Raw genomic sequence first — 16469 nt, 5'->3', positions numbered from 1 at the left:
TGCGGTCCATGCGGGTAATTTGATCAGATATACTGCACGTTTTGGAACCAAACACAAAAGGGATTTTCAGATCCATGAAGCCAGCGGGTATCGCCAGCATTCCAGGCCGCCTTATTCTTGCCACTCTGACACTCGCCTGTCTTGTTGGCAGCTACTTCCTGATGCACCAGGGGTTGTCCGAACTGACCGAAGCCCGCCAGATTGAACGCCTTCCTGTCACACCCCTGACTGCGCTGGCCGAAGGCCCTTATCTGATCCAGTCCGACGTCTCTTCGGCCCTGGGCACCGAACCCACCCCCTACGCGAGAACACCGGCGGTCTATGTTCGCTACACCCTGGAGGAGGAGTATCAGGATTCCGATGGAGACACGCGTGTCCGCACTCTGGAATCCGGCCGCCGGGGGCTGCCATTCCAGGCCACAGACGAGACCGGAGCAATCATTATTGATCCAACGGATGCGCTTTCCGAGGTCGAATGGCACCTGGATCGAACCTACCGTCGTCAAGACGGCGACCTCATCTATTCCGAATGGGCGCTGCGTCCTGGCGACCGCATCCACGCCATTGCGCTATCCGGGGCCAGAGGCGAGACGCTCAGGTTCCACGGACTGACACCCTTCAATCTTCCCCCCCTGATTTCTACCCGGGCGCTGGACCAACTGGGGGGTGACAGGCTATTCGGCGCGGGGCTTCGTATATCGATTGCCACCGCGTTACTGGCTCTGGGCCTGGCCCTTGGACTGATCGCCCTGAAAGTGCATCGATTCTGGGTGTATGTCGTGGCCTGCACCCTGCTGGTGTCTGGCACGCTATCGGTTCTGGCCGTGACTCGAATGAGCCAGGAATGGGCCGCCATTCTGAGCATCTACGAAGGTCGCTATCAGCAACTGCAGCAGACCCAGTCCTCCCCCCTTCAGCGGGTGGACGTTGCCGCACTGGCCCAACTGATCAGCAACCGAACCGCAGGATGGCTGGACCATTGGATGTACGAACAAGCGGTCGAACAGCGCCTCCCGGTCCCGGACCTCGGACCACAGGAGGCAGAGCTGCTCCATCAGAGAGTTGAGCAACGGGTGCCGGCTCGCTACGAACATATCCGGACCGGTTATGTCCTGGCTACCGTCAGCGCAGCGCTGGGCCTGATCCTGATGGTATTTGCCATTCGTGCGGTCAAACTCAAACGGTTGATTGAGGCGGTGCCCACCAGCGATAGCCAGGGCCTGAGTTTCGGCCTGTCGGAACTCAAAGCCAGGATAACGACCGATGAGGACTATCCTCCTCTCCGGGACCCGTTGAATCAGGAAGCCTGCGTGGCCTTCGATTACAAGGTTGAAGCGAAACGGGGTTCCGGTAAAAACGAGCGATGGAGCACCGTCGAACACCGGTCCAACCGCGTCCCCTTCTGGCTTGCCGATCCCCAGGGCAAAGTGCTTACCTACCCGGAGGGTGCCCGCATTGAATACACCCGAACCCGGACCAGCCGACGGGGCAACCGACGCTATACCTCCCGCCTGCTGCAAGACCAGGCCGACGTTTACTGCCTTGGATTCGCAGGCCTGGATGCACACCAACCGGACCGGCTGAGTATACAGAAGGATGCCGGCACCCCGTTTCTGATCAGCGGCAAAGGCGAAGATCATCTGGTACTGAATCGTGGCGCCCAAGGCTTTGCCGGCATTGCCGCGAGCCTCGGCCTGTTTCTGTTCACCGCCACAACCCTGATGGCTTCTGACGGCAGCTTCAGCCCGGGTAATCTGCTGCTATCAGCGCTCATCGTCCCGCTGGTTCTGTGTCTGTATGCCACCGTGCTGCACTACAACGATCTGGTTTTTCTGAGAAACCGGGTCAACCGGGCCAGAGCCAACATCGATACGGTCTTGCAGAAACGCCACGACCTTTGGCCGGCTGTGGAGAATCTGGCCAAAGCATCCATGAGCCACGAAAAGGCATTGATGACGACCCTGGCCGAGATGCGAACTCAACCCAAAGCCAGCATGGCATCCACCAGAACGGTGGAACAGGTCATCAAAGGCGAGCAGCAGGCAACCAGCAAGCTTCTGGCAACGCTCGAAGACTACCCGGACCTGAAAAACCATGAGCTGATACAGCAGTTCATGGAGATCATGTCCGACACAGAAAACTATCTCTCACTGCTGCGCAACAGCTATACCGAAAGCGTCATGATCTACAATTCCCGGATAGCGGTGGTGCCGGATCTTATCCTGGCCCGGTTGTTCCGGTTCACGCCCGCGCCCCAGTTTACTCAAACAACCGGCAACCCGCAGACAACCGACTGACCGGGTTCGCCGGCCGCGAATGGATTCACTGCACGGAAAAGGAGTCTCCCATGATCATCTGCGGCCCCGTCGTACGCCACAGCAACCGCAACGAACTCAACCTTTGGCTGGTTCTCAGCCAGATACCTGAAGACCTGAAACTGAATACGTACCTTGACGATGGCCGGCAATCCCCGGTGACCACCGAATACCAGGCCCAAGTCATCCAGGCTGGGGAACGATGCCACGTTTGCCTGCTAACCGCCGACTTACCCTTTGAGAGTTCTGACCAGTTTCACCAGAGCACAGAGCTGTTCTACGAAATTCTGCTGGAGGGTATACCTTTCGGAGACCCTCAGTTGCTGGCGGTCCTGTGTCCGGGAAACGACCGACTGCCCAGTGTCTACCTGCCAAGAGAACACCGGCATTTGCTCCAGGCCTCCTGTCGACGCCCTCATTCCCCGGGGCAGGACACCCAACCGGATCAACTTGCGAGCGGCGCACAGTTACTTGAGGAGAGTCTGCACACCGAGTCACGCCCAAGTCAGTTATTTCTGACCGGAGACCAGATCTACGCTGACGACGTATCCCCCTTGTTGCTGGACTACCTCGGGCAGCTTCAGGCTCAGCTTGGCCTGGAGGATGGCCTGGCTGATCTTCCGGCCGGCAAGGATATGCACAGATTGTCCAGACTGGATGACCGCCACTGGCTGACTCGCAGCCCCTACGGTTTCAGCTCGAGCGCCAAAAGCTCCCACCTGCTGACCCGTTCAGAGTACCTGAGCATGTACCTGTTTGCGTTTTCCGGCGCTGGCGACCAGTTCGGCCTGGCCTTTGCCAGCCATCACGAACTCACGCCCAGGCTCGCTCGTCAGCCCGCCAATACAAGAGATGGCCGCCAGGCGCCGGTTCAGCACGTTTACACCAAAGCAAAGCACAAAGAAGATCACCGCAACCTGTCGCAGTTTGCAAGCCTCGCCCGTACAGACATCCGCCGGCTGCTGGCCAATACCGTCACTTACATGATCTTTGACGATCATGAAGTCACCGATGACTGGAATATTTCAAAGAAGAACGCCCGGCAGCTGGCGGGCACACCGATTGGCCGCTACGTGTTAACCAACGCATTACAGGCTTATTTCCTGTGCCAGCACTGGGGGAACGAACCGTCAAAGCTGGGCTCAGAAGTCACGCAGCTCAAGGTCCTGATCGAGCACAAAGTGCCCGCCAGTCACCCCGACTATGACTGGCTGCTGTCCCGCTACTGGGGATATGAACTGAATCAGACACCCCCGGTGGCCGTTCTGGACACACGCACAGACCGCGCCTTCAGTAAACGGGGGAAACACAGCCTTGGCCTGATCTCGGACGAAAGGCTCACGACACTGGGCAATCGCCTGTCTTCGCTGCCCGACTGCCAGACTCTGATCGTGGTGTCACCAACGCCAGCCTACGGTTTCAGCCATATCGAGTACCTGCAACTGAACTTTCCCATGTTCAAACGCACACTGGACCGGGAACCCTGGAGCGCCGACGCTGCCTCACTTGAAGCTCTGGAGCAATCCTGCTGCCAGCTGCCAGGCGTTGAGAATGTGATCATTTTCTCCGGCGACGTGCACTACGCCTTTTCCCGGCGCCGACAGACCGCAGAGGGCCCCGTACTGTGGCAGCTTTGCAGCAGTGCCTGCAACAACGTCCCCATGGGCGAAAACATCGGCCTGCGAGCCATCAACAAGATTGGAGAACTGCTGGGTAAGAATCAGGACCGCTACCTGCTGCCAGACAACAGTGACGTTTTCCTGACCAGTGACCGGAACATCGGCAGCTTACGCCTGGACAATCTGGGGCGGCCAGTATCGGCCGAACTGGTGTGTGCCGGAGAGCACGGGATCTACCGAAAGCCGTATGATCTGGTGAATTATCGGGAAACAACCTGAGATGAGGCCGAGGCCGCCGAACGGCGGCCCCGGACAGGATCAGCCGAGCACGTCAAAATGTGCGGCATCCTGCTCTATACAACGGTCCAGCCGCTCCAGGTAATCGGCCTTCACTTTCAGCTTCGTTTGTTTATGAGCCCGCATGTTCAGCTGCTTCATCTGGCTGGCCACCGCCCGGGCGCGATCCACCAGCTGTTCCGGCGCTACCGTTTCATCCAGGAAGCCTGCGGCCACCGCGCCTTCCGGGCTGAAAATCTCAGCATTCACCACCGAGCGATAGAAGTAGGGAGCGGGCATACGGTGACGCGCAATTTCAATACCCGCATGATGCATGGTCATCCCGATGGCCACTTCGTTCAGACCCAGCTTGAAACCGCCATCAACGCCGATCCGGTAATCCGCCGACAACAGAATAAACGCGCCCTTGGCAATGGCATGGCCGCTGCAGGCCACGATGACCGGCAGCGGGAAGGCAGACAGACGGCGCGTAAAGGTTGAACCAACTTTAACCAGCGCCATCGCCTCTTTGGGGCCTTTCTGCATTTCCTTGAGGTCATAGCCACCCGAGAACATGCCCGGCTGGCCGGTCAGAATCACAATGGCTTTGTCTTGCTCAGCGCTATCCAGCGCCGCATTCAGCCCCTCAAAAACCTCATGGCTCAGGGCATTTGCCTTACCGTTGTTCAGAGTGATGGTGGCAATGCCTTCGTTCAGTTCGTAAGTTACGAGTTCTGTCACCTGGTTTTCCTCATCTACTGCCGTTATTAAGTGAGTGTTTGTTAACTTTATAGGGAACACTGGCCCTGGGCAATGGCAACGTCGCCGTCAGATGTACTCAGTATCCGGCGGACTTTCCCCGGAGCCACGGGGCGCGGAGGTTTTCCGGTACATCCACGCCAGCCCGAGCAATGCCAGCCCCAGCCCCATGAAGGCCGCAACCCGCCACAACCCCTGCAAGCCCGCCATGTCAATCAGGAAAATTTTGCCAATCACCAGACCCAGCAAAATCATTCCGGATTTGTGCAACAACAGGCTGCCATTACGAGTAGACCAAAGGATAGCGATGATGGCGTAGAGCATGCCCACAACCGAGTATGTATAAAGCTCTCCCTCCGTCATCCCACTGCCAATGAGCATCTGGCTCCCTTGCCATAGCTGCCGGATTTCCAGCAAGGTAAACAGGCCAAAAGCTCCCAAGGCAACACAAAGGAACCACCGCCTGGGGACCAGATCCGAGAATTGGCTGTTTACCAGCGCGAGGACAACCGGGGCACCAAAGCCCAGCAACAACATATTAAACACCGGGGTATCACCAATAACGCCGGCGGCCCACCAGGGATTGTGAACAAGAACCACGACCAGATAGCTGAGGGAGCTCATAACCAACAGCACCATAGCCAGCATCCGATACAACCAGACCAACGACCCTGCAACCCGTGCCCTGTGGACGTACACCACGCTCAATGCCCCCCACAACAGCGTGTTGATCGCCGCTTCGACCAGGCCGTATTCATGGACAAAGATATCGCCGTTGTATAGCCAGTACCTCAATTCAGCCCCGAGGAACAGCACCAACAGGTGCAGGCTGACGGCTTCCAGCCATGGACGAACCGACAAGCCGCGTGCCAGCCAGGTGGCCATAGCGGCAAACAGAGCGGTTCCGCCATAGGTCCAGAAAGACCAGTGCTGCTCTGAACCGTACTCCTGTAACCAGGGATTAAAGGTTAGTCTGGCAACGACAATCGCCATAAGGGCCTTGAGCACCAGAAATAATTCCGGAGCCTGATACCGCCGCCCCAGCCAGACAAGGCTGACAAACTGAGCCGACAGCGCCAGCGTCAACGAGGCGTTCTGCAACCACATCACGATCGCTAGGGAATAACAGCCATGGGCCGCCAGAATCGCCCAGACAAGCCCTGACCGATAATCCTGATGGCGTTGCATCAGCCAAGCCAATGCGCCATAGACACCAGCCCCCAGAAGCGCCATCAATGCCCACGGGCCTGAAGCCTCTCCCCCCTCAATCAACAACCATCCCAGCGTGAACCAGATCACCGGGGAAACCAATACCAGAGATGGCCAGCGTCGGCTTTGCAACTGGGTACGCCATTGCCAGAGTCCGGCCAGCACGACCACAACTGCCGCGACCATCAGATAGAGCAGGTAATTGCTATGGAAATCCGCGACCAACGGCACGAAGAGCGTGTCGGAGTAACCACTGCCGGAAAACACAAGCCAACCGGCTACGGTGGCCAGAACCGCAGCCCATGGCAGATACCACAAGCCCTGCCGGCTTTGCGGAACCAGAATGGCGAATGGCAGGATCAGCGTCCATGCCAGAAACACAGGGTCCTCAACTGGCTGCCACCCGATGGAGAGGCCCCAGGCCACAAGCACCGCACCCATCGCCTCACGACGACGTTCCGATGCCAGGCGATCGCCGCCCGGCAACGAGGAAAACAACAGAAAAAGCACCGGCAGATAGCAGGCGATGGCAAGGCTGTTGCCTCCGGCCATGGCCACCAGCAACCACCACAGGCCCGCGCCGGCAAGCGTGCCATACCAGAGCCAAGGCCGGTAAACGTAGTTCATCAGCAACAGGGAACTGAGCGTGATCACAGTGCTGTAACTCAGTACGAAGGCCGCACTCCCACCCTCTCCGCCGACCAGGAGCGGCACCAGATAAGCGCCACTGAGGCCCATAATCGCCAGTAATGGACCGTGCACAAGCGCCAGCACCATGGTCGCCAGAGAGACAATCGCAAGCCCCGTCAGCGCCGCCAATGGTCCTATCAGTCCGTAATGATGAACCCCGGCCAGTAACGCCGCATACAGCGTGACACTGCCACCTCCGGCCAACGCAGCAAATACCTGATCGCTCCCCTTATGGCGCCGCCGCAGATATTCCGCTCCGGTATGCAGCGCGCATCCCGTCAGCACCGCCAGCAACAGTTGCTGCAGGGGACCGATCAGTCCTGCCGAAATGGAATGACTGACCATGAAAATACCCGCCAGGCTCACACTCAGAGCACCGAGCCAGACCATCCAGTTGGCTTTCAGCGCCGCCAGAAGACGTGATTCCAGAGATTCACTCTGGTCAACACCTGTCGCCATGGCAGCCTTCGGCTGCAGATTGCCCAGATCAGGCTCTGGCGGGACTTCAAAGGCTGCCACCGTCTCAACCGGAACAGGCTCCACACCTTCCTTCGCCTGGCCGGGAACCTGCGCATCCTCCCGCTCCTCATCAACAGGAATTGAAACCGCCCCACCGGCCCGGAGTTCAGCAACCTCCCTGGCCAGCTCATCAATCCGGCTGGTTAGCTTGCTCTTCTGCAGGAATGCCAGAAAACCAAGAAATGAGCCTACCGGAACCAGAAGGACCACAGCTGCAATCAGCAGATAAAATAACTCTTCCAATGGACGATTCCTTGTCGTGCCCTGTTTCTGACCGTCACGCACAGTGACATAAAAACCGTATTCTATCCCCAAAGGCCTGACAGACTCGACCTGCTTAGCAACCATCGAAACATGCAAATGTAAAGCAGAAGATTCCGAGCTGCCACTGGCCGCCACAGTCCAATATTATAGTGTGCTCTAAAATCCCCCCTACGAATACGGAGCACTTTCATGAAAGGAAAACTCGGATTCCTTGTTGCCTTGCTGGTCCTGACCAGCTATGCCTCCGCTTCAGAACAACTGCGCATTTACACTGAACAGTACCCACCATACAACATGACCACCAATGGCCAGCCTTTTGCTCACTCAGAGTCGGAAGTCACCGGTTTGTGCACCGACGTGCTCAAAGCCATTCTGGAAAAGTCCAGCGTTGGTTACAGCATCAAGCTCCGAGACCTGAGCTACGGCATGAACCGTTCCCAGAAACATGCCGACCATGGCATTTACTGCGTCTCCAAAACGGCCGAGCGAGAGCCTTTCTTCGAGTGGATAGGCCCACTCTCCAGCATCCAATGGACCCTGTTTGCCAAGCCCGGTTCCGACATCCAGCTGGACAACCTTGAAGATGCCCGGGACTATCGCATCGGCGGCTACAAGGGCGACGTAATGACCGGCTATCTGGAAGATCAGGGGTTCAATGTCTCCGCTATTACAAACAACGGACTCAACGGCAGACGTCTGGTACAGAACCAGATTGATCTCTGGGTCGCCGACGGCCTGGCAGGGCCTTACCTGGCGGCAGATGTGTCAGACGTGACCGACCTTGAAGTCGTACTGGTATTCCGGGAAACACCGATGTACCTGGCCGTCAACAAAGACTCAGACCCAGACATGATCAACGCTCTGAATGCTGCTTACGAGGCCATGAAAGAGGCCGGAGAAACAGAGACCATCTCCCGTTCGTACGGCCTCTGACTGAGCAAAATTCTCTTGGCCCCGCCACATCAGAATGTGCGGGGCCAAATGTCAAAGCTGCACCTCATTCAAGGCACTGCCCTGGCGGGCAATCTGGAGCATACCAAGCGCCCTCACTCGCCGTTAAGGCGACCAAGAAACGTTTTGATATCCCCTTCCATTGCAGACACGCGCTGCAGCCATTCCGCTTTGTCAGCGGCAAACGCATCGCTCAGGGTTCCGAGCTCCAACTGAGTTTCGGCCGCCACCTCTGTGCTTTCGGCAAGCACCTGAAAACTTGCCTCCGAGAGTCTGGCCCGCTGGTCATCAATCCGGATCACCGCCTCATTCAACGTGCGCTGATCCTGCGGCGAAGCCGATGGCGTGTCCTTCAGTGCATCCCTTAATGAATCAGACAGAGCCTCAAGATGCTCACCCAACCGTTCGCTGTACTCGTCAGCAAGAACGGACATTTGCTGATTCACATCACCTGCGCGCCGTTCGAGTTCCTGGCTCAGGACTTCGAGCTCTCGGGCGATATCATCAGACTGGCTCACCCAACGGCTCTTGAGGTCTTCTCCCAGCTTCTCAAGCTGCCCGACGAGATTGCCCCAGACCTGGCCGCCTTTCAGAGCATCTCCGGTTCGGTAATAGTCCACCAGCCAGTCATCCCCTTTACGCACCAGATACGTCACCGTTTCAACGGCTTCACTCTGCCCTTCCAGCCCCGTGAGTCTGGTGGTAACCCTGGCAACGCTGTCATCAATCACAACCCGTCCCCAGTCAATTTCAACGCCCTGCCACTGCCTGGCAAACCCGTCGAAAGCCGCCTCATCAATCAGCGTCGAGAATTCGCTGGCCTCCCCGGCATCATCGTCTATCACGGCCTGCCAGAACGCAGCAGAAACCTCTTGCGGCGACGTCGGCCCACCGCACCCGGAAAGCATTAACGCAAAGGTGAGTAAAAAAGGTAAACCAAGAGACTTCATCATGTAGTTACATCCAAGGGTCTGAGAGCGAACGTTCAATGTTACAACACAGAGCTCCCGCGCGCTGTATCGTCCCTATGGTCAGGCTCTTCCGCCAGGAATCCCCACTTCTGATTACCGGCAGGATTGCGTAGGATGACGCTGTAAAACCCAGAAGCCCACACTCCAACGCTTGATGCCCACTATGCTAAAACTATCCAATGCCGTCGAACTGGCCGACTGGGAAATCCAGATCACACAGATACGGGCCCAGGGTGCCGGTGGCCAGAACGTCAACAAAGTGGCGTCGGCAGTGCACCTCCGGTTCGATATCCTGCACTCCACACTGCCACCGTTCTACAAAGAGCGGTTGATGGCCACGTCGGACCAGCGCATCAGCAAAGACGGTGTCATCGTTATCAAGGGGCAATCGTACAGAACGTTTGAACAGAACAAAGAGGACGCCCTGAACCGTCTCAGGGCGCTGATTCAGCAGGCCGTCAAGCCAGAAAAAGCCCGACGCCCCACACGCCCCACGAAATCTTCCCAGCGGCGGCGTGTGGACACCAAAACCCGCCGCGGAGAAGTCAAATCGCTGCGGGGCAAGGTGAAGGTCTAGCTCAGGCCCTGCTCATCGGCCAACGCCAGAGCGGCCTTGGGGCCGGTCCACAATGAGGGCAGAATGATCAGCGACACCGGGATCGCTGTAATGACGATGAATTGCTGCAAAACCCCAATCTGCCCGGCTCCCATATAGAGAAGAATCGCCGCCATCAGCGCCATGGCGCCTCCCCAGAACACACGCACCCACGGCTCAGGTTCGTCATGTCCGGCCCCGACCATGGCGATTGAGTAACTCATGGAGTCGCCTGTCGTCGCCACAAAGATAGTCGTCAGCAGCAAGATCGCCGCAGCCATCCAGGTGCCCCCGGGCAGCGCCTGAGCCACCGTCAGAGTCGCCACATCAAACCGGAAGCCATTCAGCGCTTCGGTCAGATCAAAGCTGCCGGCCAACTGGTGATAAATGCCAGAACCCCCCAGCAACGTAAACCAGATTGTCGTCGCAATCGGCGCCATCACGGCAACCGCCAGAATGGTTTCCCGAATGGTCCGGCCACGGGAAATCCGGGATACGAAAACCGCCATCAGTGGGGTGTAACCAATAAACCAGGCAAAGAAGAAAACCGTCCACCACTTCATCCACCAATCCGGTGCAGTCTGCGCCGTCAGTGTTGCCATGGAAAAGAAGGAGGTAACGTATTCCCCCATAGACTGAAAATAGACATCCGTCAGAAACAGTGTGGGGCCAAACAGAAAAATCACCAGACCTATCGCCAGCGCCAGCAGAACGTTAAACCGACTCAGCAACTGTATGCCACGGTGCAGACCAGTCATGGCCGACGTCATGTAAACACCCGCCAGAATCGCCAGAACAATCAACTGCGTCCCGTAACCGTCGGACACCCCAAACAATTCATGCAGCCCAAAACTCATCTGGGTCGCCAGAAAACCAATGGGGCCTACGGTGCCTGCTACAACGGCAATCACACAGGCAGCATCTACCACGCCCCCCAGACGACCACTAACAACGCGCTCCCCCAGAACCGGGTACAGCAGGGTACGCGGCTGCAGAGGCTGGCCCTGAGAGTAGTGCGCCCTTGAGAGCACCACCGCCGTCAACGAACCGAGCACCGCCCAGGCCAGGAACCCCCAATGCGTGAACGACTGCGCCAGGGCAGGAGCAATAGCGGCAGCAGAACCGGGCTCGGTGTTAAAGGCCGGTGGCGTCACCACGAAATGGTAAACGGGTTCACCGGCGGCAAAGAACACACCCCCCCCCGCCAACAACGTACACATAATCATCGATAGCCAGCGAAAACGACCAATCTCTGGTTTATCCATTCCGCCGATCCGGGCCCTTCCGGCACGGCTTATGGCAGTACCGATAGCAACAAAAAACGTCATCAGAAGCAGGAACTGGAAAAATGAACCGAGGTACTTGGCCGTCCATGTAAATCCAGCGCCAATCAGTCCGGCCACATAGTCGGCATCAACCAGTGATGCACCGACAAAAAGCAGGATGAAGCCGATGGTAAGTGTGAGAACTACGGGGTCGCTATCGTGCAAAAGACGAGTCCGCAGCGAGGTAGAGGGGACAGTTTGGGCTGTCATTTGAGGAGATTCCTTTTGGGAAAAGCGCGGGACCCTACCGGATCTGGCCGAAAAATGCACGGAATCCGCGGAAATTACGCACACACCAGTAAACGCTTGCTGATATCCGCTATCCCCCTTTGGTTTTCCCACAGATTCTGTGGATAACCATGTTGGCAAGGACAGGATATCAGGTGTAAAGCGAGTCCGGGCAAGGCCTGGCGACAAACGGAGGCAAATTAACCAAACGGTCACACAAATGAACTCTCTCGGTGCATTTCTTCGGATTACCCCCAGATGTCGAGACCGCCTTGGGATAAGTTATCGATATCCACAAAGGCCGAAGCGGGCACAGCGACTTTTTCCACAGATTCTGTGGATAACCATGTTGGCAAGGTCAGGATAGAGGGTGCAAAGCGAGTAAGGACAAGGGCTGACGAAAAATGGAGGTAAAATAGCCAACCAAGAGAACAAAACCTTAGCCACGGTAAACTGTGTGAGTTACCCCCAGATTCCGAAGATATCCACTGGAAAATGGCGCTCTCATGACAAGCCGACAACCTGAAACGGCCACATTACCCACAGTTTCTGTGGATAACCATGTTGGCAACGACAGGATAGGTAAGGTAAAGCGTGTTGTAGCGGGGGCTGGCGAAAATCGAAGGTAAATTGAACAGCCCGCAAGGGCATATACAGAGAAAGGTGCCGGCAGGTGTTATCAACCCACCGGCCCTCAGACATGACGATCAGGCGGAAGCGGGCGCGACTGCCTCAGGCGCAGGCGACTCCGGGGACGTGTTCAGAAGTACCTCTCTGAAAGAGAGGTAGTAAGCCCCGCAAATGATCGCGCCCCAGATGAATGAGACAACAACGGTGATCGTGGTCATGACAACAACCGAAGTGGTTGACGCTCCGATGGCAAACGAGGGGAACAGCACCAGCTGGGTAAGTACCACCGCATTGACCGCAAAGAAGAACAGGACAAACAGATTCTTGAAGCATGCGCGAACACTGTTGCCAATGGCCGTCAGAGCCCCCTGCCGAGCGACCACAATCAAAGGGACCACATAACAGAACAGAGAGCCGAACAGAATCACCGCAAAGAGCACGACAATCACAAGGAACAGAATCGCAGCCATGCCAGCGGAAGGTCCAAACCCGCTGTTCATAAGCCGCCCCATTCCACCACCAAACGAATGGATAGAGATATCAGCAACGCTGGCAAACACATAACCAACACCCCCAAATGCCAGCATCACCAGGATCATCATCACCAGCATCAGAAGGACGTGCACCACCGTATGCACCCGGAAACCCGCAAACACATCCGAGAAACCGGGCCTCCCCTCTGCCGCGTGATGAAACAGAACCATCATGCCAGCGTTCAGCAGCAAGGTCACAATGACACTGGCGACAATCACCAGTGCACTGCCCAGCAAGCTTCCGCTGGAGAATACTTCCATGGCCCCGAACTGGATCAGTGCAGGGATGATAAACACCAGCAGGTAGGCGGGCAGAATCACTCCCCAGTGACTACGCAACAACCGAACCGCGCCAGAGATCCAGCTGAGAGGTGGGCCGGATTTAATTTTTCTGGGGCTGGCGGAAACCGTAAATGTGGGGTTAGCTTGAGTACTCACGCAGTATCGATCCTTTCGATTGTTGTCTGACATCGCAACCAGAGTCCGGTCACTCCAAGGCGACGGAAGGTAACAAAACCTGCCGCCAATCAATGCCCAATATTACCTAAAACCCGTGTAGGATATTGTCCACATTAAGAAAACACCAATCACTTTTGGACAAACGAGTGCGCGGAAGGCTCCCATGTCACTGCCCTACTTCCTAGGCTGCCCCCAATGGCAGGATCCTCACTGGAACACCCAGCTACCACCGGGCTCCTCAGCGCTGTCACGCTATGCCCGGGCGTTTAATTGCGTAGAAGGCAACACCACCTTCTACGCCACGCCCTCCGCCAGCCAGTGTGAGCAGTGGCGCACACAGGTACCGGATGACTTCCGATTCCTGTTCAAGCTCCCGCGACTCATCACCCACGACCAACACCTTTCCGGAGCCGAAGCCGAGACCCGCGCTTTCGTGGAGCTCCTGAAACCACTGGACGATGTCCTTGGCCCCATTTTGCTGCAGCTTCCTGCCAGTTTTGGTCCTCGCCAGCTCGGGCAGCTTTGGCGATTTCTCGACTCAGCGCCCGCTCATCTGAACTGGAGTGTTGAGGTCAGGCACCCCGCATTTTTCAGCAAAGGCGATGAGGAACGGGCACTTAATCGGGAACTGCGGGCACGCAGCCTGGCCCGCGTTTGCCTGGACAGCCGGGGGCTTTTCGCTGCCATTCCCGACACAGAGGAAATCCTTGACGCACAGAGAAAGAAGCCAAGGGTGCCCGTACATATCCTGCCAACCGATGCGCCACCGGTCATTCGGTACATCGGCCACCCAAACCTCGACGAAAACGATCGTTTTCTCCAGCCCTGGGTGGAGCGTGTGGCAGCCTGGGTACGAGGTGGCATTCAGCCCTATGTGTTCATGCACATGCCGGATAACCGTTACGCAGTAGCTCTGGCCTCACGATGGACGGAGCTTTTACAGGCACAACTGCCCGAGTTGCCGCCACTACCGGTAGATATCGCTACCCCTCAACTGGGGTTGTTCTGAGCCCGGGCTTTCCGTGCAGGATTGGGAACCACGCCCTCGGCTTATCGAAAGGATTATCAAAGCTGAACACAAGGCGTGCTCACCTGCCTGAACTGAGTTCTTCCAGATACTTCAGCCCCGACAGTTGGGCCATCTGCCCCTGTATCCAGGCAACGCGCTCCTGCACGTATGGCGTGGGTGAGCGGACGCTGAGCACGTTCGGGTTTGGCAAAACCGCAGCCAGTTGTGCTGCCTGACCACGGGAAAGCAGGCCAGCGGGCACCCCAAAATACGCCTGGCTGGCCGCCTGAACACCATAGATCCCAGGCCCGAACTCGGCGATATTGAGGTAAACTTCCAGAATCCTTTGCTTGGTCCAGAGGGCGTCCATGGCTAACGCCAACCCAGCCTCAAGCCCTTTACGGACAAAACTCCGGCCATTCCAGAGAAACAGGTTCTTGGCCGTTTGCTGGGTAATCGTACTCGCTCCTCGTAAGCCCTCGCCCGCCCGATATTCCGAAACCGCTTTCCGGATGGCTTCAAAGTCTACCCCCAGGTGGTGGGGAAACCGCTGGTCCTCACTGGCAACGACCGCCAGAGACATCCACTGGGAAATCTCCGACATGGGCACCCACTCCTGCTGCAAGGGAGCCACCCCGTCACTCATCTGGTAACCCAACATGAATGCTGAGGTCGGCGGGTTCACGAACCGGAACAGAAGAATGACCATCAGAACTGATGCCACTGCCGTTATCGCACTCCAGAACACCACTCGCAGCAACGCCCGGACAGGAGATCGCCGGGCCGGTTTACGATGAGGAGACCGCTTCATGTTTGGGCACCTTTAACATCAAAACAAAGCCAATCACAAGAAACACCAGGATGGTGCTCATTCCCCATCGCTGGCTTTCAGTCACAGCAGTCACCCAACCCACCAGAAGTGGGCCGGCAAACGCCGTTGCCTTACCGGAGAAGGCAAATAACCCGAACATCTGGGTTTGCAGGTGGAGCGGGGCCACACGGGCCAGATGCGAGCGGCTTGCTGACTGTAGCGGGCCGACAAAAATACCAAGGACCATTCCCCAGACCCAGAAGGCGGTGGCGCCCTCTACCACCAGAATAGCCAAGGCACTGCAGCCCAGCCCCGCGAGTGACAGAAGTATGGTGTTCCGACCACCCAGCGCATCATCAACCCAGGCGAAGCCCAGGGCCCCCAGTCCGGCCGTCACATTCAGGGCGATGGCAAACTGCAGCACTTCCGTTGGCCCCATATTAAAGGTACCAGCGGCATAGACACCCCCAAACGTAAAAATGGTTGCCAGACCATCGGTGTACAGCATGCGAGCAATCAGAAAGCGCACAATGTCCCGGTATTGCCGAACGTGCGAAATCGAGTCTTTCAGCTGTTTAAACCCGGCCTGGGTCGCCTCGACCATACCCAGCCCGGTGGCAGGACGATCAGGAATAAAGAAAAATGCTGGCAAAGCGAACACCAGATACCACACAGCCACCAGCACAAACGTCGCACGCACATGCTCAGCCTCGTCCCGATTCAGGCTGAGAAATGGGCTATCAGGCTCGATAAAGCCATACAAGGCCACCACCAGGCTGGCAATGCCCCCCACGTAGCCCAGGCCCCAGGCCCATCCCGACCAGCGCCCGGTACGTTCTGGCCGGGCCAGATCCGGCAGCATCGCGTTGTAGAAAATAAAGGCAAACTCAGCACCCAGCGTACCAAGCCCCACCCATAACGCCGCGTTCCAGAACTGCTCCTGGTCCGGTGTCACCGTCCAAAGCATCGCTGAAGAAATCACACACAGCAGCGTGAAGGTAATCAGCCAGGGTTTTCTACGCCCGGACTGATCGGCAATCGCCCCAAGCACCGGCGCCAGAATGGCAATGCAAACACCGGCGATACCGACAATGTTACCCCAGGCTCGGGTACCCGCCACGTCGTCCTGGATCACCGAAACACTGAAATACTGGGCGAATACAAAGGTCAGAACAATCGTAAAAAACGCACTGTTGGCCCAGTCGTATAAAGCCCACGACCAGAGCGCTCGGGTGTTCTCAGGGGTACCCGAAGAAGGCGTGTAAACGTTAGATGGTGGCATGTTTGGCTCGACGTCTGTAACAAC

The 16469-nt window shown here is 57.1% G+C and carries 12 protein-coding genes; 5 read left to right on the top strand and 7 right to left on the bottom strand.

The annotated features are described in order from the left end of the window. Positions 1–74 precede the first annotated feature (74 nt). Both K325_RS0102480 and K325_RS0102475 read left to right on the top strand, forming a co-directional pair. Positions 75–2297 carry a LemA family protein gene (locus K325_RS0102480; protein ID WP_029652670.1) on the top strand — a complete coding sequence of 741 codons (2223 nt, stop codon included), beginning with the start codon at positions 75–77 and terminating at the stop codon, positions 2295–2297. Positions 2298–2347: 50 nt separating this feature from the next. After that, the gene (locus tag K325_RS0102475) at positions 2348–4213 is read left to right on the top strand and encodes a metallophosphoesterase family protein (RefSeq protein ID WP_029652669.1); all 1866 of its coding nucleotides are present in this window, start codon (positions 2348–2350) and stop codon (positions 4211–4213) included. 39 nt (positions 4214–4252) lie between these two features. Here the strand turns inward: K325_RS0102475 and K325_RS0102470 are convergent, their stop codons facing one another. Both K325_RS0102470 and K325_RS0102465 read right to left on the bottom strand, forming a co-directional pair. Beyond that, positions 4253–4951: a crotonase/enoyl-CoA hydratase family protein gene (locus K325_RS0102470; protein WP_029652668.1), complete on the bottom strand. Its 699-nt coding sequence runs from the start codon at positions 4949–4951 to the stop codon at positions 4253–4255. A gap of 87 nt (positions 4952–5038) precedes the next feature. Next, complete coding sequence (locus tag K325_RS0102465; RefSeq protein ID WP_036192882.1) at positions 5039–7630, bottom strand: DUF2339 domain-containing protein; 2592 nt, start codon at positions 7628–7630, stop codon at positions 5039–5041. 210 nt (positions 7631–7840) lie between these two features. Between K325_RS0102465 and K325_RS0102460 the strand changes: the two genes are divergently transcribed. Continuing rightward, positions 7841–8584 carry a substrate-binding periplasmic protein gene (locus K325_RS0102460; protein WP_029652666.1) on the top strand — a complete coding sequence of 248 codons (744 nt, stop codon included), beginning with the start codon at positions 7841–7843 and terminating at the stop codon, positions 8582–8584. A gap of 113 nt (positions 8585–8697) precedes the next feature. On the opposite strand, the gene K325_RS0102455 is transcribed toward K325_RS0102460, so the two are convergent. Beyond that, entirely contained in the window at positions 8698–9555 is an 858-nt protein-coding gene (locus K325_RS0102455; RefSeq protein ID WP_228128374.1) for a hypothetical protein, read from the bottom strand. A gap of 181 nt (positions 9556–9736) precedes the next feature. Here K325_RS0102455 and arfB point away from each other — a divergent pair, with 181 nt between their 5' ends. Then, complete coding sequence (gene arfB / locus K325_RS0102450; RefSeq protein ID WP_029652664.1) at positions 9737–10150, top strand: alternative ribosome rescue aminoacyl-tRNA hydrolase ArfB; 414 nt, start codon at positions 9737–9739, stop codon at positions 10148–10150. Here arfB and K325_RS0102445 read toward each other — a convergent pair. Together K325_RS0102445 and K325_RS0102440 are read right to left on the bottom strand one after the other, a co-directional pair. Next, positions 10147–11703: a BCCT family transporter gene (locus K325_RS0102445; RefSeq protein ID WP_029652663.1), complete on the bottom strand. Its 1557-nt coding sequence runs from the start codon at positions 11701–11703 to the stop codon at positions 10147–10149. The genes arfB and K325_RS0102445 overlap by 4 nt on opposite strands. 725 nt (positions 11704–12428) lie before the next feature. Next, positions 12429–13322 (bottom strand): DUF2189 domain-containing protein, encoded by an 894-nt coding sequence (locus K325_RS0102440; protein WP_051146568.1) that lies wholly within the window; start codon positions 13320–13322, stop codon positions 12429–12431. A 184-nt stretch (positions 13323–13506) separates the two neighbouring features. Between K325_RS0102440 and K325_RS0102435 the strand changes: the two genes are divergently transcribed. Beyond that, positions 13507–14352: a DUF72 domain-containing protein gene (locus K325_RS0102435; RefSeq protein WP_029652661.1), complete on the top strand. Its 846-nt coding sequence runs from the start codon at positions 13507–13509 to the stop codon at positions 14350–14352. Between the two features lie 79 nt (positions 14353–14431). Here the strand turns inward: K325_RS0102435 and mtgA are convergent, their stop codons facing one another. Continuing rightward, a complete protein-coding gene (gene mtgA / locus K325_RS0102430) occupies positions 14432–15163 on the bottom strand; it encodes a monofunctional biosynthetic peptidoglycan transglycosylase (RefSeq protein WP_029652660.1) in 732 nt (243 codons plus the stop codon). Beyond that, positions 15141–16445, bottom strand: coding sequence for an MFS transporter (locus K325_RS0102425; RefSeq protein WP_029652659.1), 1305 nt, complete (start codon positions 16443–16445; stop codon positions 15141–15143). Before K325_RS0102425 ends, mtgA begins: the two co-directional genes overlap by 23 nt. Positions 16446–16469: the final 24 nt, after the last annotated feature.

The sequence above is a fragment of the Marinobacter daepoensis DSM 16072 genome (genome assembly GCF_000421165.1).
In the GTDB taxonomy this organism is placed as follows: domain Bacteria; phylum Pseudomonadota; class Gammaproteobacteria; order Pseudomonadales; family Oleiphilaceae; genus Marinobacter; species Marinobacter daepoensis.
Note: the sequence above shows the minus strand (reverse complement) of the source record. Positions and strands in the feature narration are given on the sequence as shown.

Bases quoted from the DNA above. Each gene is read 5' to 3' on its own strand.
- K325_RS0102480 (WP_029652670.1), top strand. From the start codon at position 75: ATGAAGCCAGCGGGTATCGCCAGCATTCCAGGCCGCCTTATTCTTGCC.
- K325_RS0102475 (WP_029652669.1), top strand. From the start codon at position 2,348: ATGATCATCTGCGGCCCCGTCGTACGCCACAGCAACCGCAACGAACTC.
- K325_RS0102460 (WP_029652666.1), top strand. From the start codon at position 7,841: ATGAAAGGAAAACTCGGATTCCTTGTTGCCTTGCTGGTCCTGACCAGC.
- K325_RS0102455 (WP_228128374.1), bottom strand. From the start codon at position 9,555: ATGATGAAGTCTCTTGGTTTACCTTTTTTACTCACCTTTGCGTTAATG.
- arfB (WP_029652664.1), top strand. From the start codon at position 9,737: ATGCTAAAACTATCCAATGCCGTCGAACTGGCCGACTGGGAAATCCAG.
- K325_RS0102445 (WP_029652663.1), bottom strand. From the start codon at position 11,703: ATGACAGCCCAAACTGTCCCCTCTACCTCGCTGCGGACTCGTCTTTTG.
- K325_RS0102435 (WP_029652661.1), top strand. From the start codon at position 13,507: ATGTCACTGCCCTACTTCCTAGGCTGCCCCCAATGGCAGGATCCTCAC.
- mtgA (WP_029652660.1), bottom strand. From the start codon at position 15,163: ATGAAGCGGTCTCCTCATCGTAAACCGGCCCGGCGATCTCCTGTCCGG.
- K325_RS0102425 (WP_029652659.1), bottom strand. From the start codon at position 16,445: ATGCCACCATCTAACGTTTACACGCCTTCTTCGGGTACCCCTGAGAAC.